This window comes from Nostoc sp. FACHB-892 (assembly GCF_014698795.1).
GTDB lineage: Bacteria > Cyanobacteriota > Cyanobacteriia > Cyanobacteriales > Nostocaceae > Nostoc.
In genome coordinates, this window is the sequence record NZ_JACJTR010000008.1 from 258,731 (window position 1) to 284,442 (window position 25,712).

Below are 25,712 nucleotides of genomic sequence, written 5' to 3' on the forward strand. Positions count from 1 at the left end.
TTTATTGTGTATATCAAAAGTTCTAGATCCTTCTTAATCCCTCTATAAATTGGAAGGCTTTGATTTTGATTTTGCTCTCAAATATGCATGGTTTGTCTATACACTTTTTGTCTGGCTTGAAGTAAAACAGTATAAATTTAATATACTTTGTAGCTTAATAAATGCTGTTTTTCAAATCAAATTGCTATGTTTTACCATAATATTCAATCCTAAATCATTCGTAAAAAAACCATTAAAAAGCTTAAAAGCACGTATTTTGAATCTAGATATTTTCTCAGATTTTAATTCGGATTGCTATATTAAAGTAGTCGAACTATGTCTGTACAAATACCTTTGTTAAAGGTATTACTTATTTATTGAATGTTATCTAGAAAAATTTTTTTGTGAAAATGTACAAAATCAAACTTGGGGTTTGAGCAAATTGTACAACCTTACAGGTAATGGGTAGCGGTTTCAGGAGGAGAAAATCTACTTATATATTTAGAGGATGTTTAAAAAGTTTTCTTCTCAGTAACAAAACGTTCTAGATTCCCCTAAATCCCCCAAATTATCGGGGGACTTTGATTCCGGTTGCCACCTTTTTAGGGGGATTAGGGGGATCAGTGCCTCTTTTAGTCTGCCCCAATGATGCTTCCTTTCTTGAAAAGATGAAAGAAGCATATCAGCGCGTGAAAACACGTAGTAACTACTAAACCTTAACCAATATGTTATGAAACCTTAACAGTTAGAAAAGTTTTTCTTAACATTACTCAAATATAGTTTTATTAAGATAACTCCAAATACAGTTCTCAACCTTAAGTTTTGACTTTTAATGGGCAAATAAAAGACACTTAAATCTCTGTTCATTTAATCTGAATTGGGAATGATAAATTTTCAAAGAGTGTGTTGTAAGTGTAACTAGATGTAGTTTTGAGATTTTTACCCCGACATCGAGTTCTCACATACCTTACTTTCACAAAATGAGCAAATTGAGTTAGTTTGTCTTAGCTTGTTTACAGTCAAAATTTTATTAGTATTTCAGTTTTGCAAGCTTTTCGGCTATATAAGCAAAGTAAGATAACGCAGACTAACCTTAAATCTCACCCTGCGAAGGTTAGCTCTTGTTTGTGTCGTTAAAGACTTTTAGTCAGATAGCAATTTGCACATTTGGAATGCTGCTTATTTGGAATGTTCCCAAAACTTTAACAGGTTTCAACAAGGAGAAAATTCTCATGGTTCTTTACGGCTATACCATTGGAGATGCGGATATCAATCCTAGCCAAGGTGGAGAACAATTCGCAGTTTACCGCTTTCCCATAAGCTCTCCTAATAGTACTCCCCAGAAAGTAGGCGAAATCAATGCTGCGAATATTCCAAACGCAGACCTAGAAGGTTTGGGAACTAACCCCACTACTGGAAGGGCAAGTGCAATTAACGAAGCACGTGCCTCTGGTTCTACAACAGCTGGTTCCGTTATTCGGATCAATAATGTAGATCAGCCTTTTGCTCCAGCTAGTGCGTCACCAACACCTACACCATCTGACGTACGTCGTTTTGGGTTTGACTCAGGTGCTGACTTTGGACGTGACTTTTCAGCAGCTGGTCAACCAATTGTTCTATACAACATTTCAGGGAATAATAGCGGCAGTAATGCAGGTAGCTCTCTTTATAAAGTTACTACAGCTAACCCTGGAACTATTAGCCTTGTAGACGGCTTTGGCGCACCTACTACTGCTGCACAAAGACAAGGAACTCAAGCTACCAACCCTGGAAAATTTGCCGATGGATTAGCTATCGACAATCTTAATCCTGGTCGTAGTCGCGCTCTTGCTAGCGATTTCAGCACTGCTGATGGAGATGGAGCGCAGCTTTACAAAGTAGATTTGCTCACTGGTGAGCTATCTGCGCCGATTGCTTTGAGAACTCCTTCAGGGCAAGCTTTGAATGTCAACGCCGATTCTGGGCTGGCATTTACTAACAGCGGTTCTCAAAGATTGTTGGCTTTCCTGGAAACTGGTGCTGTCTATGAGATCACAGGCTATCAAGATGAACTTGCTGCATCAGGTCTAAGTTTAGGTAGTGCTGGTGGTGCTAATGGTGCTCGCTTTGCAACCGCCACTTTACTTGGTACAGTCCCTTTACCAAGTGCTGCAAGTGGAGACATTGATTATGAAGGCTTTACGATTGTTAATGAATAACAGTCGTTAGGATACTCTTTCTTCAACTCTTGTAAAAGTAATTTTTATAAGAGTTGAAGAACGGAGCTGAAAATAAAAAAAGTTGTATTTACAAAACTATTTGTACTTTTTATAGAGACTAACTGGATTTTTATTTTTAATGTTAACAACTAGATGGTTATTATCCAAATTTTTTATTCCCTTTTATTGTAGAAATCTCAACAAGAACTTTTATGGAACGACTCATGGGATGGATATCCCCTTGCACGTAATCGTGTTTTAAGTCACATTGCCAGCCACCGGATTTCTAACCCTGTATACACTTTTGCTTCCTTTGTTGTTGAGAATGGTCGTCCAGGTGTCCAAAATGTATAGAGGGCAAAGGGCATTGCTGCAAGCGTTGCCTTGAGGACAATAGACTGCTTTTCACTTCCAATCTATTTTAAAGTGGGATAAATAAAATTCCAGAACTGCTTTTTCTTGCCATCCAACATTGAGGGCTACTGCCTCGAACAAATCAATTTTCAGGGTAAGCGCGTTTAATTGTGTCTTAAATAATATTAATAATTAAAGTGGCGTTACCCAATAACTAATGCCTCGAACAACTTGTTTCTTAAAACCAAATAGGGGTAAATTCTCTTCAGTTAAACCCACATAAGTCCAATGTGGAACATCATTGTATACAGTTTGAAACCAACCATTTTCATTAAGAGCTTTTCTTTGCTCTTGACTACCTACGCGTAAATCAATTGCTAATCCCCAGAGATGTTGTGAAGTTCCAGGAGGGGCGACCACACCGAGAATTTTTGTTTCTTTGCCCTGTTTAACTTTTGCCAAAACTTGATTGTTAGCATATTTATGCCAAAATCTTAAATTCGTCTTGAAAGTGCGAATACAATCACCAGAACCATAACCAGATTTTAGCGGTATTTTTTGTAGCGATCGCGCTTTATTTAAAGCATCAGATGCCGGCTTTTGTAAATAACAATCTTTAGTGCCATTAACATGACCCATTGTTAAAGTAGCTTGAAATTCTTGGGTTTCTTGTTCATTAGCAAAGATATATTTTGGCGGCAGTTTAATCTCGATATTTGGATTTACAAAAGCTGCACCATATGCTCGTAGTAAAATATATTCATAAGTACCAGTTTGGGGAACTGGTAACTTCCTCGCGATCGCAGATAAAAAACGCTGTAGATCATCTAATTCTGGGTTAGGAATAAATGGTTCTAATATTGTCTCTTTAGAGGTATCTGTACAAGCTAATAAATCATTACTCAAGCATCCATTTAATGGTTGTGCAGTTCTAGCTAATTTGTGTTGGCTAATCTCATTACTGGCTACTAAGATAAAAATCATCAAGATAACTATACTGATAAAAGTTGCCTTTCTGATAATTCTAGGAATGATTTTTTTATTTCTGATCGGGAGTTTCATTTTTAAATAATTGGTTAGTGTATTTAAGAATAAAAGCAAGAGATAAGTTTGTTATAATCTGTTGCTGATTAATTGCAAGCAAAAATGAGAGATAAGAGCAGATAATGCATAAGTTTTATATATGTTTCTATATAGCTTATGCAACCCAATTTAATATAAAACCGTAATAAATCAGCTTTTCTTCATAGCTAATCATGTCAAAAATAGCTGTAATAGATAAATAACAGCAGTGCCAGAATTATTAAAAAACATTGTACTTTTGACTTATTGCTCAAGTTTAAAATTAGAAACTTGTCTCTAATTCAGTACTAGTAAATTTGATAACTTTTTTATTAGAAAGTTACATCCATGAAACCACTGGAACAGTTAAAATTGAAAAGAACTCTAAGCTTGTTGATCCTGTAAGTATGACCATGCACAATTCCGTTGAATTCCAAGACGCTTTTGATGTCATAGTCGTCGGTGCAGGTCACTCCGGTTGCGAAGCAGCTCTCGCCTCTGCACGCCTCGGTTGTCGTACCCTGCTATTGACGCTCAACTTGGATAAAATCGCTTGGCAACCTTGTAACCCAGCAGTGGGTGGCCCGGCCAAATCCCAGTTGACCCATGAGGTAGATGCACTTGGCGGAGAAATTGGTAAAGTAGCAGACCGCACCTACTTACAAAAACGTATCCTCAACTCTTCACGGGGGCCTGCTGTTTGGGCATTACGCGCCCAGACTGATAAGCGCGAATATGCAGCAGTAATGAAGAATATTGTCGAGAACCAAGATAACTTGACAATCCGCGAAAGCATGGCAATAGATTTGGTGCTGGGTGCTAACGGTGAAGTCATCGGCGTTGAAACTTATTTTGGTGTAGGGTTCCAATGTAAAGCAGTTATCTTGACAACTGGCACTTTCCTGGGAGGCAAAATTTGGGTTGGTAATAAATCAATGCCAGCCGGACGCGCTGGAGAATTTGCGGCTGAAGGATTGACGCAAACCCTAAACCGCCTGGGATTTGAAACCGGAAGGCTCAAAACTGGAACCCCAGCCAGAGTAGACAAGCGATCGGTGGATTATAGTAAAATGCTCATCCAGCCAGGAGATGAAGATGTACGCTGGTTTAGTTTTGACCCAGAGGCGTGGATAGAACGGGAACAGATGCCTTGCTACATCACCCGCACAACCGCCGAAACCCATCGCCTAATTCGAGATAACTTGCACCTGTCACCAGTTTATGGCGGTTGGGTGGAAGCCAAAGGGCCGCGTTATTGCCCCAGTATTGAAGATAAAATTGTCCGCTTTGCCGATAAGGAAAGTCATCAAATCTTTATTGAACCAGAAGGACGGGATATACCCGAACTTTATATCCAAGGATTTTCTACAGGTTTACCAGAAAATTTGCAACTGCAATTATTGCGGACTCTCCCCGGTTTGGAAAAATGTGTGATGCTGCGTCCAGCGTATGCTGTGGAATATGACTATTTACCAGCAACACAGTGTTACCCCACACTGATGACTAAGAAGATTGCCGGACTATTTTGTGCTGGGCAAATTAATGGTACTACAGGTTATGAAGAAGCCGCAGCTCAAGGGCTGGTGGCGGGAATCAACGCAGCTCGATTTGCTCGCTCTCAAGAGATGATTGTTTTTGCCCGTGAGCAAAGTTACATTGGAACGCTAGTTGATGACCTATGTACAAAGGATTTACGCGAACCTTACCGGATGCTTACCAGTAGGTCAGAGTACCGATTGATATTGCGTTCTGACAATGCTGACCAACGCTTAACACCCTTGGGACGAGAAATTGGTTTAATTGACCATCGCCGCTGGGATCTGTTTACTCAAAAACAGGCGAATATAACCACAGAAAAACAAAGATTGCAAGCTACACGAGTCAAAGAACATGATGAAATTGGAATAGCGATCGCATCTAATACCCAACAAGCAATCAAAGGTTCAATTACCCTTAATGACTTGCTGCGCCGTCCGGGATTCCATTACGTTGACCTCGACAGGTTCGGACTGGGAAACGCCAACCTCAACCGCGCCGAGAAAGAAGGCGCAGAAATTGATATCAAGTATTCTGGCTATCTCGCTAGGCAACAAAATCAGATTGACCAAATTGCCCGCCAAGCGCATCGCCAGTTACCTGCGGATTTAGATTACACAAGAATTGATACTCTTTCCAAAGAGGCACGGGAAAAGCTAACTCACGTAAAACCACTCACTCTTGGTCAAGCTGCACGTATTGGGGGTGTAAACCCAGCCGATGTTAATGCTTTATTATTATATTTAGAATTGCGTAGAAGCAATAGCCAATCAGAGTTTCCGGCATTAGCTTAACACAAGCTTGATAAAGACTGAGTATAGTAGTAGAGAGGGGGATTGGTATGATAGATGACATGAATATTAGTAATGGCATCATTAACAATCCCCAGATTAAAGTTGACTTTAATACCAGCGCTCAAGCAGCTTGTCTCAATAAGACGGCGAATTGGATGTTTCATCTATAATCCTAATTCCCAGGCAGTAGGCGCGGCGTTTCCTCGTCCTAGCAACAACCCAGAAAGTCTATGTTACAAGAAGCCAGCACCCGTCTCATAGTACCAGAACCATCAGAAGACTTAATCGCCAACGAGCCTTGGTCGATAGAAAACTATGCTGATGGTCTAATGGATGAACTCTTTGCCGATATCGACTGCATTCTGGATGTTAGTGGAAATCTGTCTTCTCAAACCTTTAGGCACAGTAGGCAGAATAAATCCAATCAGTCTGTTGCTGGGGTTTCCCCCCAACCTCAACGCCACTCGCCTCCAGAATACGTGCCTATGGGAACAGTCACGTTCCCGCAGATGATTTTACCGACAGTTGCTCAAAATAACCACAAGCACTTGAGTACCGTTGTGTTTGACAGCGCCACCGTAAAAAGAGTTAGTAGAAAGCGTCAGAAAAGTAGTCGGAGTTTGGGCAAACTACTGATGGTAGGAACAACTCTAGGCGTGGCGATCGCTGGTATGGTCTACCTGGTACAGTCTAGAGTCATATATCTTGTAAATACCAACTTGACCCAGCCAGCTGTTTTAGTGCCGCAACCGCAGTCACAGTTGCCTGTAAAACCAGAAATTGAGGCAGAGTTAGTTGACTATATGCTCCAAGCACTGGCAGTTATAGATAAGCAAGAAGCCAAAAGCAATCAAAAATCTTTTAGTCCGGGATATTCCACTCAGGCAAAGACTAACCAAATAGCCCTTAGTAACCGACAAACAACTGGTAATCTACCACCACTTCTAGTTAACAATACACCACCAGCCCCTAACCGTTCTGGAAGCGTTGTTGAGCGGATCTACGTTCCTGTTTATCAAGCGCCGTCGCCAATGCGCTACGCCTTGCCAGCAATTCCTGGGACTCCCACACTTTTACCACAAGTTGCCAATGCATTGCAGGGATCTCAATCTAATGTGGTAAAAAGTGTCCTGAATACAGTGCAACAAGCTGCAAAGCCTGTAACCGTCAATATGTTAGCTTCGGCTGTAAGAGCCGAACTTAAACCTGTAGCTGCAAAAACTGCACCCATTACTGTACGCCAAACACCCAACCCTCTGCCTGCATTACCAGTAGTTCCATTGCGTGCGGCATTAGCCCCAGAGTCAGAACCAACTATTACTCATGAACAAGTATATCCACCAACTGCGATCGCAGTTGCTCCAAGTAATACCTTAGAGGGATTGCTAGAGTTGGGTAACAAATCTGCTGCTTTGTTTAAAATTGAGGGCGTGACTCGCCGAGTCAATATGGGTGAAAATATTGGCTCAAGTGGTTGGACACTAGTAGATGTCAGTAATGGCGAAGCTGTCATCCGGCGTAACGGCGAAGTGCGATCGATTTACGCAGGGCAGAAATTATAAAGGTTCTTTTGTCAGCAACTCTTCTACACACTAAACACCGGACTCTCTATTAGCTTCTTAATGGTGGGTTAATTTCAAAATGAATATGATGATCGTGACCAATCATTGGAGTACAAAGTCCCTCTTGAATTAGCTTTTTATCGTTGAAGAAAACCGCCCCAACCTTTACTAGCTTTTGCTTGCGAATAGACTTGAGAATAGCTCGCGTAGCATCTTGATCGTATTCAGAACTCGACCAAAAAATGCCGCCAAAAGTCCCATTTCTTTTGGGTAAGTAAACATCGCACATCATGCCAGTTTCATGTCCATGATGGTCGGGAGTATCGCCTCCATGAGGAAGGCTAACATCGTTAATTGCAAATGGAGCAGCTTTGGGATGAGTATTGCGATAACTATTTTGATAGTCTTGGGCAATTACTTTAATAACATCAGCTAACCAGTGTGTTCCAAAATCGTGGTTATCTTGGGTGTCTTCCAGTTCACCGTTAACGAAACCATTATCAGGGTCGCTTTTTGGCATCAACTCCCACCGTGGTGCATTAGCTGCTTGCAACCATCGATGAGTTATTCCACCAACATCAACTCGACCATCACCATTAATAGTAGTGCGACCTGCAATAATTGATTGAAATAATTTGATTGCGTCAAATAGTCCTCTGTCTCTGTCTGCACTGTTAGGATCGCCTACCCATTTGTAGCCTAGCTCATGCAATCGCGCCTTAATAGCCTTAACATCATCAGCTTTATTGACTCCGCCAATTCCTACGCTACCACCGAGTTTAATTACCTTTGCTCCTGGTAAGCTGGATGCTGTAGGCTGTTGAGTCTTCTCATTGTCTTTGTGATCGAAAGGAACAACAACTTTAATTTGGATCTCTAGGGTTTGATTGTCAACAGCAATTATCAAGCGGCGATCGCCTTGTTGTTTAAAGACGAAATCAAATTCCCATTTACCATCCTGACTAATTGCTACATTTGGAATTGGAAATTGATTGTCGATCATAATCGACAAAACTTTGCCACTGTCAGTTAAACGTGCTACGCCTTCAACCCTAAAATTTTGTCCTACTTCAACTTCTTTTGGCGCACGAATTAGCTGTAGTTGTTCCACTGAAACAGGAGTGATAACTCCACCTGCATTAGCCAGTAACTTTTGTGCCTCTGGAAGCAAGTCTACAACCTTACTGACATATTTAGGATCAGATGAATAGCCTTTAGCCTTGAGAAAGCCAAGGAAATTTTCTGGTGTGTTGGTGTGATCTTCTAAGCCTCTATAGGGAGTGCGAGTTAAAAATTTCCAATAACCAATAATAAAAGCGTCTATATCTATAAATTTACAAAACTCAACTTCTTCTGGCTCAGAAGGAACTTTGATTTTTAACGGTTCGGCAAACCCTTTCATATCAGGGTCTCGCCATTTTAATCCGGCAAAATTGTTAGCATTGACAGCTAGATCACTTTTAGCTCTAGTAGATTCTAGTAACCATTGAGCAAGAGTAACTTCTTTTAAAATTTGCCGATTTATTTCAGTAATTCTTGTAGGCTCAATACCAATCTTTGTAAAAATTAATCCTAAATCTTTATTAAAATAATTATTGACTAAATCATCTAATAATGACATATATTTGTCCTATTAAAAAGTTTTTGTAGATCCCTGGGTTCTTAGAGAAGCCAGGGATCATAAAATTAGTTAATCTTTTTCTACAACTTTGGCATGTTTAGCGAAAACAAAATGCCCATCTCGGTTTCCTTTACTTTTGTCAGACCACTTAACCCAATAATGGTTTTCCTCAAAACGGACATCTAAAATTGGATAATTTCCTGGAACAATATCGATTACAGAGTCTTTAGGTAGTTCTGATGACTGTTCTGTAGAAGGTTTTAAGAAAGTTTTTTCTGTAATTTCTAGACTGTACTTTTTATCAGGCTTAGGATCATCGTGATCGGACTCACCAATTAATCCATCTTTAATTGCTTCGGCCATCTTTTCAGCATCAAAGCGATCCATGTCTACTTTGGAATCACAAAAGCAGCACTCAATTAAAATAGCGGGCATTTGTGTATTTTTGATAACATAAAAACCTGTACTTTTAACTTTTCTATTATTGAAGCCAAGTTTAACAATCTCTTTTAAAACTGATTGAGCGATACCTTTTGATGTATTGCTAATGGCGAAAATTTCTGCGCCATTAGCTATAGTGTTGAACTTATTAAAGTGAATCGAAATAAAGACATTAACGTTATTAGCATTTGCTTTATTGACTCGTTGTCTCAGAGAATCATTTACACCACTAGCACTTGTGGGAGTGCAATCAATAACCGTATGACCTGCTGCTTTTAGTTTTTGTATCAGTTTTGTACCAACTGCTTTTGTTAAAACATCTTCTTGTTGGATACCTGTTGCCCCTGTATCGTGAGGAGGGCAATTGTGTCCTATATCAATACCAAATTTCATAGCGTTAATGTCCTTTTTATAACTTGAGAGGTACGGGTTAACTCACTATACTGTATTAATTATTAACTGAGCGCGGCGAGGAGTCCCCCACCATACCCTATGTTAGTGGCGGGAGGAAGCCGCTCCGTTACTGGGGACTCAGTACTTGGAAACATCCCAAAATTTGGGAGGGGTCAGAGCAACTACCATAATTTTTCGTTTTATAACCTAATAAAGAGTCTCTAATCGCCAATCCCCAGTCCCTTTTAATGATGTTCAATCTGTAATTTTACTGGAAAGTTGGCTGGAACGCACTTATGCGGAAATTGCGGTGCAGATAGGTTATAAACACGACTACATAAAATAAGTCAGTTCTCAGTTGTGGCGAGAACTTTCTCAGGTAGTCGGTGAAGAAGTTTGTAAAAAAAATATCCAATCTGTTTTGCGTCGCTACCAGCAGTCTCAAAGTGACGGGCTACGCTTACGCAGTTGGGAGGTACAAAACCTAGCGATCGCCATTATACCTACTTATCTGGTAATTAAAGATCATTATGAATCTTATATTTTAATTTCTACACCTCCTATCATCGATTCTGTTTCTGTTCTTCCTAAATTTATAAACAAGTTTTACTAGCTAAATTCCTGATAAGAGGGGAGAAAATTTTTCTTTTCTTGATATATAGATAATACTTAGGGTGGCATCCTCCCGACGCTCACCTCACCCGACGCTCACCTTTGCCAGAGCGCGGGACTTTCCGCCTAATAGTTAAAAATGCGTAGGCGTAGCCCGCCAAAGACATCGCTTAATAAATATTTCGCCAAGCTTTTACCGTCCCTTTGCCAATTTCGCTATCCACAGTTTGACCTCCTTCCAAGACTAGTCTGATGTTTAAGTTCTCATCTGGAGCATTTTTCAAAGCGGTGGCTAGTTCTTGACTGACAGCAAATGTGCCGGTTGAACCGTCTAATTGAAAAACCTTTTCCCTGACCTTGAGCAAAAGTTTATCAACTTTCTTGGTAGTAACAAACCTAATAAAGTCAGGTCTGGGATACACACGACCTGCTGTGTAGAAAGAAGACCTTGCTTCACCCGAATTTACTGTTACGAGGACTCGAATGCTTGAAGGAGTCCATAAACTAAGAACTTGCTTTGAACCCTCACGGTACAAATAGCCACCTAAAGAGTTCCGGTCGAAAACCCCAATAAACTCTCCTTCAAAAGGGTCAACGATTCTCACAGTTTTCGACCAAGGCACATTAATGTCGGGGGACAGTCCTGCTGATTTGACCACTGGCAAATCGCTTGATGCTTGGGCAAGACTAGCTACTTCTTGAATAGTGAGAGCAGGACAAACTTGCGGTGAAAGCACAGCCAAGCTAGTCCCTAAAAGAAGAACTGGAATTGTCTGCGATAAGTTCATATAAGTCAGGGGTACAATCTTCAAAAAGAGTAATTGGACAGCCTTTATTAGTCATCCCCCGCAAGACTTTTGTTTACTATAAAGCTTTGATAATTGAGTAACTTCTAGTGTCTTGGGGCAATGTCTTTTAACTCGCCACATCCTTTACGTTCGCGCAGCGTGTCGGAGACAGAAGCTTTGCGTAGCTCACTCTCAATAATACACAAGTACTAATATCTACAAATACTTAAGTAATATCATTTAATATTGCTAAAGGATTTGAGCTTTTTGTATAATCCTTAGTAAATAGAATTTTATTTTTGACATACAGATAAAAGCAGACATTCCCAAACTAGCCTTGGTTGAGCGTAAGAAAGCAAGTATTTACGAGATTGTTCTAGCTGGTTAATGATGCTGGGTTGATGCCACTGCTGCCAGTAGAATTGCTGAAGATAATCAACTAACCACAGTTGGGCTTCTGTATCTAAATCCTTATCAATTTTCTTAGCTAACTCCAAGGCTTTGCGGTAGGAAGCAGGGGCTTTTTTCAGGTCTTCGAGTAACTCAGGGGGAATAGCTTGTAATTGTTCGTAAGATGCGATCGCAGTTCCAGCACTGCCAGCTGCTATGCTCAATACTGCCTGATTTTGCAAAATTTCCTGATGACCAGTTTGTGTAAGTACAACAGCCAAAGACTGTGCATCTAAACGATAAAAAGGAATGCGTTGACAGCGTGACACTAAAGTTGGTAAAACAGACTCCGGTGTAGGTGCAATTAAAATTAACGTCGCCTGTCCTGGTTCTTCTAAGGTTTTAAGTAAAGCATTCGCTGCTGCTTCTGCCATTGTTTGGGCTTCCTCTAGCACCACCACATTCCTTGGTGCTTCCAAGGGTGGCCGACTTAGAAACTCAGCAATTTCCCGAATTTGCTCTAGCCGAATTACGGGTGGAGCCTTACGCTTAAGCCCTTTTTCTGTTGCTTCTACTGGTGTTAATCGTTGCCCCTGGTATTGGTATGTTGGTTGCACCCATAGTAAAGCTGGGTGGTTACCCTGACGCAAACGGTTTTGTAAAGCCGTAGTAACTCCCATTTCACTAGAAAATAGCAATTCTACAAAACACCTGGCGGCTAAACTCCTTCCTACACCATCTGGCCCCACAAATAGATAGGCTGGAGCAACCCGCTTTTGTCTAACAGCTTGAGTGAGTAATTCTATAGCTTGCTGTTGTCCTACAACTGGTGCAAATGGTGTCCCGATAACTTTGGAATTTAATGCCATATTTTTAGCTTTTAGCTAATACATAATCTTTTTTCAGTTTCTGTACTTATCTTTTTAATATATAAATACTTTCTACCAATAGCGATCGCCTTTTTCGCTTCATCATTTTGCCTCATAATTAGCTAGTACAGCATGGCATAAATAAGCAGACCATTGAAAAGCCCTAAAGTGCTTATTCTATAATACTTCTGACTTTTGACTTCCGCCTTGCGGTACTAGGAGGCTGGAAAATCTAAACTTTGCTGAAAAGAGATTAATATTTCATTCAATGCAGCCATGTCAATTAAAAATGCATCATGTCCGTGGGTTGACTTCAGCCACGCCAATTGAGCATTAGGGATTAAATTTGCTAATTCTTGTTGTTCTACTGGAGGATAGAGAATGTCAGAATCAATTGCGACAACTAAAGACGGTTGCTGGATACTTTGCAAAATAGATTCATAATCCGATAAATTAGGATTTGTGCGATCGCGTGCAACATCGTGGCGATCCATTACATGGGTGAGGGTAATGTAAGTGTTGGCATCAAATCGTTCTGTCAGCTTTTGACCTTGATGCTGTAAGTAACTGGCTATAGCAAACTGCTCAGATGCATCATAGTGCCGCCCAAAGCGGATTGTAAAACTATCCCAAGAACGGTAAGTAGACATCGCCATCATCCGCGCAACAGCTAGTCCTTGGTTCGGGGGCGCATCCAGCGTGTAGTTCCCTCCTTGCCAGTTTGGATCGGCGTAAATTGCCTGTCTTTGGGTTTCACTTAATCCAATACACCAAGCTGAATGTCTGCCAGAAACAGCAATGGGTGCGATCGCTTTCACCTTTTCTGGATATAATAACGCCCACTCCAGTGCTTGCATTCCACCAAGTGATCCGCCAATTACTAACCGCAGAGATTGAACACCCAGGTATTCTAGTAGTACAGCTTGCAGGTGAACCATATCTCGGATTGTAATCTCAGGAAAGGATACGCCATAAGGTTTTCCCGTTATCGGATTGATACTAGTTGGCCCGGTTGTGCCGTAACAACTTCCCAAGATGTTGCTGCACACAATAAAATCATGTTCTGGATTGAAAGCTTTCCCTAAACCAAACAAGGGTTCCCACCAATCATCGGCATCAGCCGAACCAGTTAAGGCATGACAAATCAGTACCCCATTATCGGCTTGAGCATTTAACTGTCCCCAGGTGCGATAAGCAACTTGAACCCCAGTTAATGTTTCGCCCCCTTCAAGTTGAAATGGCACTGTCAGTTGGTAAAACTGGGTTTGCGGTGAGATGAAGTCTGAGTAGAGCATGGGGAGTGGCGAGTTGGGAGTTAAGAGTTAAGAGTTAGGAGTTAAGAGTTAGGAGTTAAGAGTTAGGAGTGGAGGAGAAGAATTAATAAGCAATGCCCCATGCCCCATTCCCCATTTCCCATTTATTAACTCCTAACTAGCCGGAATGCCTGCTCAAAATCCTCTTTAATATCGTCGATATGCTCAATTCCCACCGATACCCGCACCAAATCGGGTGTCACACCTGCCGAAAGCTGTTCGTCATCACTTAGCTGTTGATGGGTTGTGGAAGCGGGATGAATAACGAGGGTTTTAGCATCACCAACATTTGCTAAATGACTCGCCAATTTCACATGATTGATAAAAGCTTTACCTGCCTCCAATCCACCTTTGATGCCAAAGTTTAAAACTCCCCCAAAGCCATGCCGGAGATATTTTTTCGCTCGTTCATGATATGGATGATTGGCAAGCCCCGGATAATTAACCCATAATACTTGCTCTTGCTGCTCTAACCACCGAGCCAACTCTAAGGCATTGCTGATATGCCGATCTACACGAAGCGAGAGAGTCTCTAATCCTTGCAGTAAAAGAAAGGCATTAAATGGACTCAAGGATGGGCCAAAATCCCGTAACCCTTCTACCCTGGCGCGAATAATAAAGGCAATGTTACCAAATGTTCCACTAAGGCCAAACACTTCTTGAAAATTCAATCCATGATAACCGGGCGCTGGCTCGGTAAATAGGGGGAATTTGCCGTTACCCCAGTCAAATTTACCCGAATCGACAATTACGCCACCAATAGAAGTACCATGTCCACCAATCCATTTAGTTGCAGATTCCACTACAATATCTGCACCATGTTCGATGGGTCGAGCTAGATACCCACCAGCACCGAAGGTATTATCCACAATTAAAGGTATACCGTTTTCGTGAGCAATGTGAGCTAAAGCGGCAAAGTCGGGAATGTTGAATTGAGGATTACCAATGGTTTCAACGTATAATGCTTTGGTGCGATCGTCGATCGCCTGACGGAAACTTTCTGGATCATCTCCCTCGATAAATTTGACGTTAATGCCTAAACGTGGTAAGGATACTTTAAATTGGTTATATGTTCCCCCATACAAAAAACTAGTGGAAACAATATTATCCCCAGCCTGAGCGATCGTACTGATTGCCAAGAATTGTGCCGCCTGTCCACTAGCTGTTGCTAATGCTGCTACACCCCCTTCTAGAGCAGCAATTCGCTTTTCAAATACATCCGTCGTCGGGTTCATGATTCGGGTGTAAATGTTGCCAAATTCCTGGAGAGCAAACAACCGCGCTCCATGTTCGGCGTCGTCAAAAACGTAGGAAGTCGTTTGATAAATTGGTACAGCACGAGCATTAGTTCCGGGAGCCGGTTCTTGTCCAGCATGAACTTGCAAGGTTTCAAAACGATATTGTTCAGACATAAGCAGTTATTTAAGTTTCCAATTATACAAGCAAGTAATATACTATTTGAGGGTTCTGTTAGATTAATCAACGGTAACTCGTTAGGTTTACCGTATTTTACAGCTATTTTTAGTAAATTAAGCTGATGCGCGCCTAAATTGTATAAACACTCTTTACGGTAGTTAACTGTTAACGGTTATCAGTCATCAGTCATCCGTCATCAGCCTTCATGTAAATGTTCCAGTTAAATGCGTAACAGCTTAAACATACTGTAAGGGCGCACAGCTAGCTATGCACCCCTACCAAGGATTGTGGTTCAAAATAGATTAAAAAGGCTGTAATCTAAAACATTTTTGATAGAAATAGGACTTACACATTGACAAGAAATACCAAATATGGATTAAGGTTAAAAACCATATCTTTCGTAAGGGCACAGCAATACTGTACCCCTACAGCATCGTCTATTTCCGTAGTTTACCGCCGTAGGCATCGCAGGATAATTAAGAAAAGCCTGAAAACTTTCTATTTTAGGTAATGCATATCACGATGCATTTGTACAGTGCGTAAGTCCTAAGAAAGAATTTTATCTCTGCAAAAACTGTTCAAGTAAATTAGGGAACCAACATTGAAGGAGCATTAATCATCCCTGCCTCTTGAATTGTTGAAAAAGCAGTTTCTCCGATGATTCGATGAGCCGCAGCCGTCGGATGAATACCATCCCAGAACAAAAACTGGTCTGGGTTACCACAGGTGCGACCGTTAGACAGGCATGGACTGATAACATTGGTAAAGTTAAAAGTTGCCGGATTTGCGATCGCATCTCGATATAGTGTGTTGGCATCTAATATCACAATCTCAAGATCGGAATGCTGTTGACTTAGTACTTTAAGCGATCGCCTCAAGCCTTGATTATGTGCTTGTGTTAATGCACTAAGATTCACAGAATTCGTACTGTTTTTAGTGGCAGGTAACTGTCCTAAATCTGGTAAATTTGCTACCAAAATCTTTTTAGCACCCACATCAGTTAGAGAGTTGATTGCCGTTGTCACATTTTTAACAGGAATAGTTGCACTACTTACCCCTTGCAAGTAATCATTTGCTCCTGCCCATAGCACATACAAAGCATCAGGATTTGTCTGTTGATGTGTCTGTGTAAACGACTGTACTTGATTTAGCAAACTAGGTACATAGTTGTTGCCAACACTGCCAGTAGTCGAGCCTCCGTAAGCAAAATTGTTAGTTTGCTTGGAGGACAAATGAAGAGATTCGGCAAGGTACTCAATCCAAACTCGACCATTCGAGTAACGTCCCTGAAAGTAAGTTGGGTTCGGTGGATACATTCCTCCTGTCGCCCGAAATACCATCCCTGTATCCGAAAGACTGTCTCCAAATACGTAAATTTCTCTGATGGAATAAGTTTTATCCATAAATTTTGCCGCTACAACCATGATAAAAATTAGGAGAGCAAGTCCCGTTCTTAAAAACCACTGTTTTCTTTGCATTAAACTTTTCTGCAAACCCTAAAGACTACAGCTATTGATGATTATTCTTGTGAGTAAAGATTGAGCTTGCAATTGAACACTTCTCTAAGTTAACAAGCTAGCTTGAGGGCTGGTGAGCAAAACCGGACACTCTCAGGTGTGGATTTTGCCTATTGTATTAATACAACGCTGTTGTGTTTTGCCCGCAATGCGTAAGCGTAGCCCGTCGTAGACATCTGTTTATGGTTGCATAAAAGCGATCGCAGCAATTTCTGTAATGCTTGGGGAACTCAAAAGGCGAATTAAAAATTGCATAAATGTTTAACTTGCCTCAGTTAAGTAATTAGGAATTTCAGCCAATTTTTTCTGCGTTTGAATTTAAAAGAGTCTCTATTGCTCCTTGTGTTCTTCAATTAGCTCACCCTTTTGGGTGAGTCATATATCAACCGATCAGATGACCTGACTGAAGGAAGCTGAGATTAATAATAAAGAGGAATGTATTAATAAAGAACACCGATCGCGTTTTACCAAAGAATAACCTTATGAAACTTGTTACCTTAATAAATTCCGGACTGATTTTTGCTTTTATTACTTTTGTACCTGGAATCGCTGGCGCTCAAACAGCTACTAACAACACTAGTGAAATAGCTATTAACTCTAACAATTTATCCACTAGTTCTACTTCTGTTAGTTACCTTGAGCCTTTCAATCTAGTTACTTTTGCTTATCAGGGAGGTTTAAAGCAACACGGGATTCCTAGTGGAGAAACATTAGTATATCAAACTCTGAATAGAAATATTATTGCAAAAGATTTGGTAAAGGCTGCTGTTAACGCAGATAAATTACCATCACAAGTTTTAAATGATCAAAATTATCTAAGTGCTGTTAATTTACAACTCAACGCATTACCTGATTATGCTGCTGCTGATTGATTTGGTTTTTCCATATCTTTATTAGAAAGCGGAATTTTTCATTGTTATAGTATATTCGTACGCTTGTTAACAATATAAATCAAAGCATTTTACACTCAGCAATTGCGGAGATTGCTGTGTATAAAAGAAAGTTTGATATTGAAAAAGAATTTTTATATTTTGAGAGAAGTTGTGCCGCTAAATTGCATTTCTAGTGTGCGAAAGGCATAGAAAATTGTATAATCGACAGCCTATCCACCACAAATTTCGTTTTCTATAGAGAATGACAGAAGTAATTAGATCCGGGAGCTTAAATAACATCGAGTCCATTGAGTTTGAAAAGCGGTGCTTGCACAAAGCCAGAGAAACAGGCGATCGCAATGGCGAAGTCACTTGTTTAAGAAGTTTAGGCAATGCTTACGACTCACTAGGCGAGTACCATTTGGCAATTGAGTTTTATCAGCAGTGGTTGGATATAGCAAGAGAAATAGGCGATGGCGCAGGCGTTGCCAAATCTTTATCTGGGTTGGGCAACGCCTACCAATCACTGGGTAAATACCAGCGAGCGATTGAATTTTATCACCAGTGGTTGAGTATCACTAGAAAAATAGGCGATCGCACCGGGGAAGGTATTTGCTTGGGAAGTTTGGGTAATACTTATGAATACCTGGGCAAGTATGAGCAAGCAATTGAGTTTTATCAGCAGTGGTTGAGTATCAGTAAGAAAATAGGCGATTTGACTGGCGAATGCATTTCCCTGGGAAGTTTAGGTAATACTTATGAATCGTTGGGACATTACCAGATGGCAATTGAGTTTTACCAGCAATGGTTAGAACTGGCAACATCCATCTGCGATGCCTACGGCGGGCAAAGTCAACGCAATGGGAAAGCCATGGCCTTAAGTGGGTTGGGCAATGCTTATAAGGCTCTGGGACAGTACCAAAAGGCGGTTGAGTTTCATCAGTATTCATTAGAAATCAGAAGGAATCTTGATGACCAAAATGCAGAAGCAAACGCCTGGTTTAATTTAGGTCTGGTGTTAGAAAAAATTAATCGGGAATCAGAAGCGATGGATGCCTTTTGTCATGCCCGCGAAATTTATCAGGCAATGAAACTTGATGCAAGTTTGCAAGATTGTAACCATGCGATTGAGCTTCTTTCTCAGAACGTTGCAAGCGCAGGATCTCGTTTCTGGTTTGGGAGATGGTTAAGTCATTTGTCGCAGTTGTTCAAAACTGGTGCTAACCAGTAACTCTCACTACTGATTCAGGTAATATCAGAATGTTTTAAAAGGCTTTGGCAATTTCTATTCGCCAAAACACATGAAAATCGACTTTTAGAATATCCTCTGAATTAAGTACCAGCAGATTTAGTTGATATTCATGATCAGGGTGTGGAACCAGATTCAGAATTGGTGTAATCAAGCGGACATGATGTGACTAATGGATAGATCCTAGGTCGGTTGGGATTCGAGCAAGGTCAACGTTTCGAGTCCGCTAACTAACCTTTTGAGGAATTATTCTAAATTAGCAGAACGTTGAAACACTACTGAAAGATTATTAGCTGGCATTTGGTAAGTTTGTTTCAAGATGAGATTTTGGGCGCTAGCTACTGCAACAACATCATCCAAGTTACGTATACCCCACTCTGGGTTTTGGGCACGTAAAGATTTGTCAAAAGCCGCATTACTCGGTGCTGTATGTTCTCCACCTTGTTTAAATGGCCCATACAAATAGAGGATGCCTCCTGCTTTTAAAATCCGACCTGCCCCTGCCATTAACCCCAGACAAGCTGACCAAGGTGAAATGTGAATCATATTGATGTTGACGATCGCAATAATTGGCGAGGTATTCAGCCACTGGGTTACTGCCCCCTCTTCCACTGCCCAAACTGGTTCTCTAACATCAAGCTCAAGCGGTGGATAGATATTATTACATTTAAAGTGTTCAGTCCATGCAATAATGCTGGCTCTTCTTTGTGGATCTATATCTGTTGGTAACCACATACAATCTCTAAGTCTGGATGCAAAAAAAACTGCGTGTTCACCAGTACCACTGGCGATTTCTAAAATCGTCCCATTCCCAGGCAATACTTGTGAAAGTACTTCTAGAATTGGTTCACGATTGCGATCGGTTGCTGGTGCGTATTGTCGTGCGTCTTGTAATGTCATCCGTATCGTTTTTAAATACCTGATTTCACTCTAACAATTTAGTCGGGGCACGGTATGCCGTGCCCCGACACCTTGTGATATAGTGCTGTACCCCATCTTAGTGGGAACCGTTATATTTTTTTCTGAGATAAATCCATCAAATTTGCCAGCTTGTAAACTACCCGCGCCCCGACATTACCATCCCACTCAGCATCACCAACTTCGCAAATATCAAAGCCAATAATTTTTCTCCCACTATTTACTAATTCCCGGAACAGACAAAATGCTTGCTCTAATTCCAACCCACCTGGAACAGGAGTACCTGTACTGGAACAAAGTTTTGGATCTAAACCATCTGCATCAAAGCTAATGTAAACAGACTCAGGTAAATGACTGATAATTTCTCGGCATAAATCAATCCAAGTTGTTCCAGAGTAAAGCTTTTGTTTAATGGCTGGGTCGTAATATGCAATAATGCGATCGCTAGATTGGTCAATCATTTCTATTTCGTCATGACTAATATCACGCAAAGCCACTTGCACTAGCTTAGAAATTTGCGGTATTTTCATCGCATTAAACATAATCGACGCATGAGAAAACTCAAATCCCTCATAGGCATCGCGTAAATCTGCGTGGGCATCAATGTGCAAAATGCCATAGTTTGCGTACTTAGCCGCTAAGGCTTGGAAATAACCTAACGGCGAACTGTGATCCCCACCAATCACTGCAACTCGCTTACCCTTGTTAATTGCTTCTTGACAATTTTCAAACAGCCATTGATTTACCTGTTGGCAAACTTGATTAATTTCTGCGAGGACAGATGTTAAATCTGGTGTATCTGAAAGTTGTTTACCTTGGGCTAATCGCTCAATAATTTGTGCTGCTAAGGCGCGGTAGTATGTATTTTTTTCTAAAATATCTTGGGGAATTTCTACCATGAAAATTCCCTGCTTCCAACCATCAGGGTTATCGAAATCGAATAAATCTAATTGAGTTGAAGCATCGAGAATTCGTTGTGGGCCGTTAGCTGTGCCTGCACCGTATGAAACAGTGACTTCCCACGGCACACCAAAGACAATCAGGTTTGCAGACTCATAATCGCAAGGCAAACCTAAGAGGTTGCCATTTACTTCACCTATGCCGCTAGGATTGTAGTCTTGTAATTGATTACTCATCGATTATCTTCTCGATTTACGTGGATAGACAGCACGCCGCCTAGTGGACATCTGCATTGTAATAAAAATTTTTCACAGACGGTAAACTATAGTGCTTTTATTACTTGGTCGTAATTGCGGCGATACACCTGTTGGGCGTACTCTTGCTACTCTTTGTTTGACGAGTGGAGCGATGTCTACGACGAGCTACGCCTACGCTCTTTTCACTCGACAATTTGAGTTAAAAAGTGGAGCGATCGCATGATTGCTCAATCTTACGACTTAGGAGACAGTTCAAAAGCCATCTGTGAACGATAAAAACAGACATCGAATTCCACGAAAAAATTCATGCGTCCTAGAAGTAATGGCACATCATCAGTAAAACTCCAAGCAAATACCAAGCGAACTGGTGCAAAACTGGCTATTTGAGCAGATAAAATTAACCCTTTTGCTTCAACTGGTGCTAAATTTCCAGCCAGTTGTACTGAGGTTGTTAGTTCTTCCCATACCGCCCCTAACTGAATACCTACACTGTAAGGTAAAACATTAATACTAGCTCCAGTATCTAATAAACTCGAAACGTTAACCACAGAATTTTTGTAGCTTAACGTCAAAGGTAATATTGGTACTGCATCAATATCCCCAAACACATCACGGCTTTCAACGAAGATAAATCCTTGTGAATTAAGCATCGTTTACCTGTTTGTCTTGTTCTAGCAGTGCAGCTAGTTTATTAGCAGCTTCATGAGAATTATAGGGAGACCACACATGATAAGTGACTCCTGGCTGTAACGATAATGCTTCTTCTTCGGTCGCCAGTTCTTGAACTAAAAACTGCATGACCTTGAGTTTATCTGCACGAGATAGCTTGTGCAAGGTTGGGAATAAATCTGCTGCGCTCATATCAAGTTGAAGATAACGGCTAAATACTTTTTATATTTTTACAACTACTATAAGGTGACTACAAAGTTTGTGGCGTTGGCCTAGCCCGCCGCAGGCATCGCTATTGGTCAATTCTCAAAAAATACAATAGCGATCGCCCTTTTTGCTCGACAGTTCGTGCTAAAAGGTGCAAGCTTCAAGTTCTGAGGTGGAGCGATAGCTCTTTTTACTCGACAATTGGTGTAAAAAAGTGCAAGCTTCGAGTTCAAAGGTGGAGCGATCGCTCTTTTTACTCGATAATTGGTGTAAAAAGGTGCAAGCTTCAAGTTCTTAGGTAGAGCGATGTCTACGACGGGCTACGCCTACGCCTTTTTTGCTCGACAGTTTGTGTAAAAAAGTGCAAGCTTCGAGTTCAAAGGTGGAATGCTCGCTCTTTTAACTCGACAATTCGTGTAAAAAGGTTGAATGGTGAGGCTTTGAGGTCGAGCGTAGACGGGCAGGAGTCTGCAATGATGTCTACGACGAGCTACGCTAACGCACATTGCCTGAATGCAATCCTTGATACAGGGTACATTATTAATTAGGTCAATTTTTCTGCTGCGCGTTTCAGCAGCAACTCGTCGTCAGGCATCGCCTCTATAAAACCCGAAATGACTAACGAAGAACTGCTGCAAATTATTGAACCAGCTGCCAAAGATAAGGTGACAAAATTAGACCTTTCTGGCAAAGGCTTAACAAGGCTGCCACCGGAAATTGGCCAACTCACCAACCTGCAATCCCTCTACCTCAGCAATAATCAACTCAGCACTCTGCCACCGGAAATTGGCCAACTCACCAACCTGGGATGGCTCGACCTGGGCAGTAATCAACTCAGCACTCTGCCACCGGAAATTGTCCAACTCACCAACCTGCAATTGCTCGGCCTCCACAATAATCAACTGAGCAGTCTGCTACCGGAAATATTCCAACTCACCAACCTGCAATACCTCGACCTCAGCAGTAATCAACTCAGCACTCTGCCACCGGAAATTGTCCAACTCACCAACCTGCAATACCTTGACCTCCGCAGTAATCAACTCAGCACTCTGCCACCAGAAATTGTCCAACTCACCAACCTGCAATCCCTCGACCTCCGCAGTAATCAACTCAGCACTCTGCCACCGGAAATTGTTCAACTCACCAACCTACAATCCCTCGACCTCCGCAGTAATCAACTCAGCACTCTGCCACCGGAAATTGCCCAACTCACCAACCTGCAATCCCTTCACCTCAGCAGTAATCAACTCAGCACTCTGCCACCGGAAATTGTCCAACTCACCAACCTGCAATCCCTCCACCTCAGCAGTAATCAACTCAGCACTCTGCCACCGGAAATTGTCCAACTCATCAACCTACAATCCCTCCATCTCAGCAGTAATCAACTCAGCACTCTGCCACCGGAAATTGTCCAACTTACCAACCTGCAATTCCTCCACCTCCGCAGTAATCAACTCAGCACTCTGCCAAGGGAAATCAGGCAACTATCAAACCTGAAAAAGCTGGATCTTCGTAGAAATCCAGTCCCCATTCCACCAGAGATTTTGGGGTCGAAGACTTACTACGAAGATCCGGGTGATATGAATGAAATTCTCGATTTCTATTTCCGGGTGCAAGACCCAGCCGAAACAGAACCCTTCTACGAAGCAAAATTCTTGATTATTGGCGAAGGAGGAGCCGGTAAAACCTCTTTAGCCAATAAAATCAAAGACGAAAACTATAAACTCCAGCCAAAAGAGAAATCAACCCAAGGCATTGACGTGATCCGGTGGGACTTTACACTGCCCAATGGCAAAGATTTTCGCGTCAACATCTGGGATTTTGGTGGTCAAGAAATCTACCATCAAACCCATCAGTTTTTCCTCAGCAAGCGTTCTCTCTATGCTTTAGTTGCCGACACTCGCAAAGAAAATACTGACTTTTATTGGTGGCTGAAGGTTGTCGAACTCTTGAGCGACAAGAGTCCAGTTCTCATCATCAAAAACGAAAAACAAGACCGTCAGTGCGAAGTTGATGGAGGCCAGTTACGAGGAGAATTTAATAACCTCAAGGAAATTTTGCCAACCAATTTAGCCGATAATCGCGGTTTAGCGGAAATTAAAAAGGCTATTCAGTTCTACATCAGTAACCTTGACCACGTTGGTACACCTCTACCAAAACTCTGGGTAAGAGTCAGAAACGCCCTAGAGAACAATTCCCGAAATTACATCAGCGTTGAAGAATACTTTAACCTTTGCCGAGTCAATAATTTAACTGACCGTAAAGATATGCTGCGCTTGAGTAACTATCTCCACGACCTGGGCGTTTGCCTCCACTTTCAAGACGATTCTGCACTCAAACACTACGTCATCCTCAAACCGGAATGGGCGACAACTGCCGTTTACAAAGTTTTGGATAATCAAACTGTCAAGGAAAATTTAGGTCGTTTTACCAAAGACGATCTCAAAAATATTTGGAAAAGCAGCGAATATGCAGATATGCGAGATGAACTCCTGCAATTAATGATGCAGTTCAAGCTTTGCTACGAAATCCGCGATCGCCATGACAATTATATTGCACCTCAATTGCTATCTATTGAAAAACCTGATTATACCTGGGGCGATCGCCACAACCTCATCCTGCGCTACACCTATACATTCATGCCCAAAGGCATCCTCACCCGCTTTATTGTCGAGACGCACCCTTGGATTGAACAGCAAAAACTCGTTTGGAAAAGCGGTGTTGTTCTCAACAAAGACCAAACTCGTGCTGAAATCATTGAAAACTACAATCAACGGGAAATTAAAATCCGTGTAGCCGGAAACCGTACAAAAGAATTGATGGCAGTCATTACCCATGAACTCGAAAAAATCCACAACTCTTACGAACGTTTGCAATATCAAACTTTAGTCCCTTGTAACTGCGAGACTTGCAAAAATCTGCCCACACCTTATTCCTATTCTCTAGAGAAACTCGACAAACGCTTGAGCGATCGCCGTTACCAAATTGAGTGCGAAAACAGCTATGAAATGGTAGATGTCCGCAGGTTAATCGATGATGTTATATTCCAACCCGATAGAGCAGATGGGGAAATCAACCCCAAAGTTACACCGTTGCAAAACGAACTAGAGCAACAAAGAGAGGAATCATTAAAACATCGCCTAAAAGATAGCAATCAAAAGGAAGTGTTTATCTCCTACACTTGGCGAGATCAACAAAGTAAACCACTTGTAGAAAAAATAGAGCAAGCATTTCAAGCCAAAGGCATCAAAATTATTCGTGATACCAATGCAATTGGCTATAAAGAAAGATTTAAAGAATTCATGCAGCGTTTGAGCCGTGGTATCTGTGTAATTTTAGTAATTAGCGACCAGTACTTGAAGTCAGAGAATTGTATGTATGAATTGGTTGAAATCGCTAAAGATAAAGACTTTTATAAACGAATATTTCCGATTATCTTAGCAGATGCCAAGATTTTTAAATCTATTGAAAGAGTTAAATATATTAAGTATTGGGAAGAAGAGATTGAAGAATTAAATAAAGCTATGAAAGAAGTTATGGCAGATAATTTGCAGGGGATTCGAGAAGATATTGACCAATACAGAGAGATACGTAATATGATCGCTACACTTACCGACTTGCTCAGAGACATGAATACTCTAACTGAAGATATTCACAGCGAATCAGAATTTGAGTCATTGCTGAATGCGATCGCAGTCCGTTTAGATGAGTAAAACTAGGCTATGGATGAGTGTCAAAAATAATTTCAGTTTTTTGGCAATCACCTTTAAGCAGGTTAAACTGAGCAATTGAAGT

21 protein-coding genes and 1 pseudogene are annotated in these 25,712 nt (G+C 41.2%); 10 read left to right on the forward strand and 12 right to left on the reverse strand.

All coding sequences use genetic code 11. The features are described 5' to 3' along the window. Window positions 1-1,211: 1,211 nt before the first annotated feature. A complete protein-coding gene (locus H6G96_RS13890; RefSeq protein WP_190912037.1) occupies window positions 1,212-2,177 on the forward strand; it encodes a hypothetical protein in 966 nt (321 codons plus the stop codon). A 219-nt stretch (window positions 2,178-2,396) separates the two neighbouring features. Continuing rightward, window positions 2,397-2,531, forward strand: a pseudogene (locus H6G96_RS42830) (hypothetical protein); the annotation flags it as partial. A 192-nt stretch (window positions 2,532-2,723) separates the two neighbouring features. On the opposite strand, the gene H6G96_RS13895 reads toward H6G96_RS42830, so the two are convergent. Beyond that, window positions 2,724-3,593 carry a D-alanyl-D-alanine carboxypeptidase family protein gene (locus tag H6G96_RS13895; protein WP_190911992.1) on the reverse strand — a complete coding sequence of 290 codons (870 nt, stop codon included), beginning with the start codon at window positions 3,591-3,593 and terminating at the stop codon, window positions 2,724-2,726. A 407-nt stretch (window positions 3,594-4,000) separates the two neighbouring features. On the opposite strand from H6G96_RS13895, the gene mnmG reads away from it, so the two are divergent. From mnmG to H6G96_RS13905, 3 genes are read left to right on the forward strand one after another with little or no spacing between them, the layout of a single operon-like run. Next, entirely contained in the window at window positions 4,001-5,923 is a 1,923-nt protein-coding gene (mnmG, locus tag H6G96_RS13900) for a tRNA uridine-5-carboxymethylaminomethyl(34) synthesis enzyme MnmG (RefSeq protein ID WP_190912038.1), read from the forward strand. Window positions 5,924-5,970: 47 nt separating this feature from the next. Then, window positions 5,971-6,093 (forward strand): hypothetical protein, encoded by a 123-nt coding sequence (locus H6G96_RS42370; RefSeq protein WP_277932917.1) that lies wholly within the window; start codon window positions 5,971-5,973, stop codon window positions 6,091-6,093. 60 nt (window positions 6,094-6,153) lie between these two features. Next, window positions 6,154-7,485 carry a hypothetical protein gene (locus tag H6G96_RS13905; protein ID WP_190911993.1) on the forward strand — a complete coding sequence of 444 codons (1,332 nt, stop codon included), beginning with the start codon at window positions 6,154-6,156 and terminating at the stop codon, window positions 7,483-7,485. Between the two features lie 49 nt (window positions 7,486-7,534). Here the strand turns inward: H6G96_RS13905 and H6G96_RS13910 are convergent, their stop codons facing one another. After that, window positions 7,535-9,106, reverse strand: coding sequence for a glucosaminidase domain-containing protein (locus H6G96_RS13910; protein WP_190911994.1), 1,572 nt, complete (start codon window positions 9,104-9,106; stop codon window positions 7,535-7,537). 69 nt (window positions 9,107-9,175) lie between these two features. Further along, on the reverse strand, window positions 9,176-9,940 hold the full coding sequence (locus H6G96_RS13915) for an N-acetylmuramoyl-L-alanine amidase (protein WP_190911995.1): 765 nt from the start codon (window positions 9,938-9,940) through the stop codon (window positions 9,176-9,178). A gap of 358 nt (window positions 9,941-10,298) precedes the next feature. Here H6G96_RS13915 and H6G96_RS13920 point away from each other — a divergent pair, with 358 nt between their 5' ends. Continuing rightward, a complete protein-coding gene (locus H6G96_RS13920) occupies window positions 10,299-10,553 on the forward strand; it encodes a hypothetical protein (RefSeq protein WP_190911996.1) in 255 nt (84 codons plus the stop codon). A gap of 169 nt (window positions 10,554-10,722) precedes the next feature. Here the strand turns inward: H6G96_RS13920 and H6G96_RS13925 are convergent, their stop codons facing one another. The 5 genes from H6G96_RS13925 to H6G96_RS13945 form a co-directional block, all read right to left on the reverse strand. Next, a complete protein-coding gene (locus H6G96_RS13925; RefSeq protein WP_190911997.1) occupies window positions 10,723-11,340 on the reverse strand; it encodes a hypothetical protein in 618 nt (205 codons plus the stop codon). A gap of 293 nt (window positions 11,341-11,633) precedes the next feature. Continuing rightward, window positions 11,634-12,599 carry a DNA polymerase III subunit delta' gene (locus H6G96_RS13930; protein ID WP_190911998.1) on the reverse strand — a complete coding sequence of 322 codons (966 nt, stop codon included), beginning with the start codon at window positions 12,597-12,599 and terminating at the stop codon, window positions 11,634-11,636. A 215-nt stretch (window positions 12,600-12,814) separates the two neighbouring features. Continuing rightward, the gene (metX, locus tag H6G96_RS13935) at window positions 12,815-13,894 is read right to left on the reverse strand and encodes a homoserine O-acetyltransferase (protein ID WP_190911999.1); all 1,080 of its coding nucleotides are present in this window, start codon (window positions 13,892-13,894) and stop codon (window positions 12,815-12,817) included. Window positions 13,895-14,019: 125 nt separating this feature from the next. Beyond that, window positions 14,020-15,324 (reverse strand): O-acetylhomoserine aminocarboxypropyltransferase/cysteine synthase, encoded by a 1,305-nt coding sequence (locus H6G96_RS13940; RefSeq protein ID WP_190912000.1) that lies wholly within the window; start codon window positions 15,322-15,324, stop codon window positions 14,020-14,022. Between the two features lie 591 nt (window positions 15,325-15,915). Next, complete coding sequence (locus H6G96_RS13945; RefSeq protein ID WP_190912001.1) at window positions 15,916-16,806, reverse strand: SGNH/GDSL hydrolase family protein; 891 nt, start codon at window positions 16,804-16,806, stop codon at window positions 15,916-15,918. A 521-nt stretch (window positions 16,807-17,327) separates the two neighbouring features. Here H6G96_RS13945 and H6G96_RS13950 point away from each other — a divergent pair. Both H6G96_RS13950 and H6G96_RS13955 read left to right on the forward strand, forming a co-directional pair. Further along, the gene (locus H6G96_RS13950; protein ID WP_190912002.1) at window positions 17,328-17,717 is read left to right on the forward strand and encodes a hypothetical protein; all 390 of its coding nucleotides are present in this window, start codon (window positions 17,328-17,330) and stop codon (window positions 17,715-17,717) included. 262 nt (window positions 17,718-17,979) lie between these two features. Continuing rightward, window positions 17,980-18,948, forward strand: a complete 969-nt coding sequence (locus H6G96_RS13955) for a tetratricopeptide repeat protein (protein WP_190912003.1) — start codon at window positions 17,980-17,982, stop codon at window positions 18,946-18,948. A gap of 264 nt (window positions 18,949-19,212) precedes the next feature. Here H6G96_RS13955 and H6G96_RS13960 read toward each other — a convergent pair whose 3' ends face one another. Beyond that, window positions 19,213-19,866 (reverse strand): DUF938 domain-containing protein, encoded by a 654-nt coding sequence (locus H6G96_RS13960; RefSeq protein WP_190912004.1) that lies wholly within the window; start codon window positions 19,864-19,866, stop codon window positions 19,213-19,215. A 110-nt stretch (window positions 19,867-19,976) separates the two neighbouring features. After that, window positions 19,977-21,020 carry an agmatinase SpeB gene (speB, locus tag H6G96_RS13965; protein ID WP_190912005.1) on the reverse strand — a complete coding sequence of 348 codons (1,044 nt, stop codon included), beginning with the start codon at window positions 21,018-21,020 and terminating at the stop codon, window positions 19,977-19,979. A 91-nt stretch (window positions 21,021-21,111) separates the two neighbouring features. Here speB and H6G96_RS13970 point away from each other — a divergent pair, with 91 nt between their 5' ends. Further along, window positions 21,112-21,264, forward strand: coding sequence for a hypothetical protein (locus tag H6G96_RS13970; RefSeq protein ID WP_190912006.1), 153 nt, complete (start codon window positions 21,112-21,114; stop codon window positions 21,262-21,264). A 10-nt stretch (window positions 21,265-21,274) separates the two neighbouring features. Here the strand turns inward: H6G96_RS13970 and H6G96_RS13975 are convergent, their stop codons facing one another. Then, window positions 21,275-21,691: a retroviral-like aspartic protease gene (locus tag H6G96_RS13975; protein ID WP_190912007.1), complete on the reverse strand. Its 417-nt coding sequence runs from the start codon at window positions 21,689-21,691 to the stop codon at window positions 21,275-21,277. Continuing rightward, window positions 21,684-21,902, reverse strand: coding sequence for a hypothetical protein (locus H6G96_RS13980; RefSeq protein WP_012412269.1), 219 nt, complete (start codon window positions 21,900-21,902; stop codon window positions 21,684-21,686). Before H6G96_RS13980 ends, H6G96_RS13975 begins: the two co-directional genes overlap by 8 nt. 629 nt (window positions 21,903-22,531) lie before the next feature. Here H6G96_RS13980 and H6G96_RS13985 point away from each other — a divergent pair. Then, window positions 22,532-25,630, forward strand: a complete 3,099-nt coding sequence (locus H6G96_RS13985; protein WP_190912008.1) for a COR domain-containing protein — start codon at window positions 22,532-22,534, stop codon at window positions 25,628-25,630. Window positions 25,631-25,712: the final 82 nt, after the last annotated feature.

Excerpts from the sequence above, each read along its gene's own strand:
- H6G96_RS13915 (WP_190911995.1), bottom strand. The coding sequence starts at position 9,940 with ATGAAATTTGGTATTGATATAGGACACAATTGCCCTCCTCACGATACA.
- H6G96_RS13950 (WP_190912002.1), top strand. The coding sequence starts at position 17,328 with ATGAAACTTGTTACCTTAATAAATTCCGGACTGATTTTTGCTTTTATT.
- H6G96_RS13960 (WP_190912004.1), bottom strand. The coding sequence starts at position 19,866 with ATGACATTACAAGACGCACGACAATACGCACCAGCAACCGATCGCAAT.
- H6G96_RS13895 (WP_190911992.1), bottom strand. The coding sequence starts at position 3,593 with ATGAAACTCCCGATCAGAAATAAAAAAATCATTCCTAGAATTATCAGA.
- H6G96_RS13955 (WP_190912003.1), top strand. The coding sequence starts at position 17,980 with ATGACAGAAGTAATTAGATCCGGGAGCTTAAATAACATCGAGTCCATT.
- speB (WP_190912005.1), bottom strand. The coding sequence starts at position 21,020 with ATGAGTAATCAATTACAAGACTACAATCCTAGCGGCATAGGTGAAGTA.
- H6G96_RS13930 (WP_190911998.1), bottom strand. The coding sequence starts at position 12,599 with ATGGCATTAAATTCCAAAGTTATCGGGACACCATTTGCACCAGTTGTA.
- H6G96_RS13975 (WP_190912007.1), bottom strand. The coding sequence starts at position 21,691 with ATGCTTAATTCACAAGGATTTATCTTCGTTGAAAGCCGTGATGTGTTT.
- H6G96_RS13925 (WP_190911997.1), bottom strand. The coding sequence starts at position 11,340 with ATGAACTTATCGCAGACAATTCCAGTTCTTCTTTTAGGGACTAGCTTG.
- mnmG (WP_190912038.1), top strand. The coding sequence starts at position 4,001 with ATGACCATGCACAATTCCGTTGAATTCCAAGACGCTTTTGATGTCATA.
- H6G96_RS13985 (WP_190912008.1), top strand. The coding sequence starts at position 22,532 with ATGACTAACGAAGAACTGCTGCAAATTATTGAACCAGCTGCCAAAGAT.
- H6G96_RS42370 (WP_277932917.1), top strand. The coding sequence starts at position 5,971 with ATGATAGATGACATGAATATTAGTAATGGCATCATTAACAATCCCCAG.
- H6G96_RS13910 (WP_190911994.1), bottom strand. The coding sequence starts at position 9,106 with ATGTCATTATTAGATGATTTAGTCAATAATTATTTTAATAAAGATTTA.
- H6G96_RS13940 (WP_190912000.1), bottom strand. The coding sequence starts at position 15,324 with ATGTCTGAACAATATCGTTTTGAAACCTTGCAAGTTCATGCTGGACAA.
- H6G96_RS13980 (WP_012412269.1), bottom strand. The coding sequence starts at position 21,902 with ATGAGCGCAGCAGATTTATTCCCAACCTTGCACAAGCTATCTCGTGCA.
- H6G96_RS13905 (WP_190911993.1), top strand. The coding sequence starts at position 6,154 with ATGTTACAAGAAGCCAGCACCCGTCTCATAGTACCAGAACCATCAGAA.
- metX (WP_190911999.1), bottom strand. The coding sequence starts at position 13,894 with ATGCTCTACTCAGACTTCATCTCACCGCAAACCCAGTTTTACCAACTG.
- H6G96_RS13945 (WP_190912001.1), bottom strand. The coding sequence starts at position 16,806 with ATGCAAAGAAAACAGTGGTTTTTAAGAACGGGACTTGCTCTCCTAATT.
- H6G96_RS13890 (WP_190912037.1), top strand. The coding sequence starts at position 1,212 with ATGGTTCTTTACGGCTATACCATTGGAGATGCGGATATCAATCCTAGC.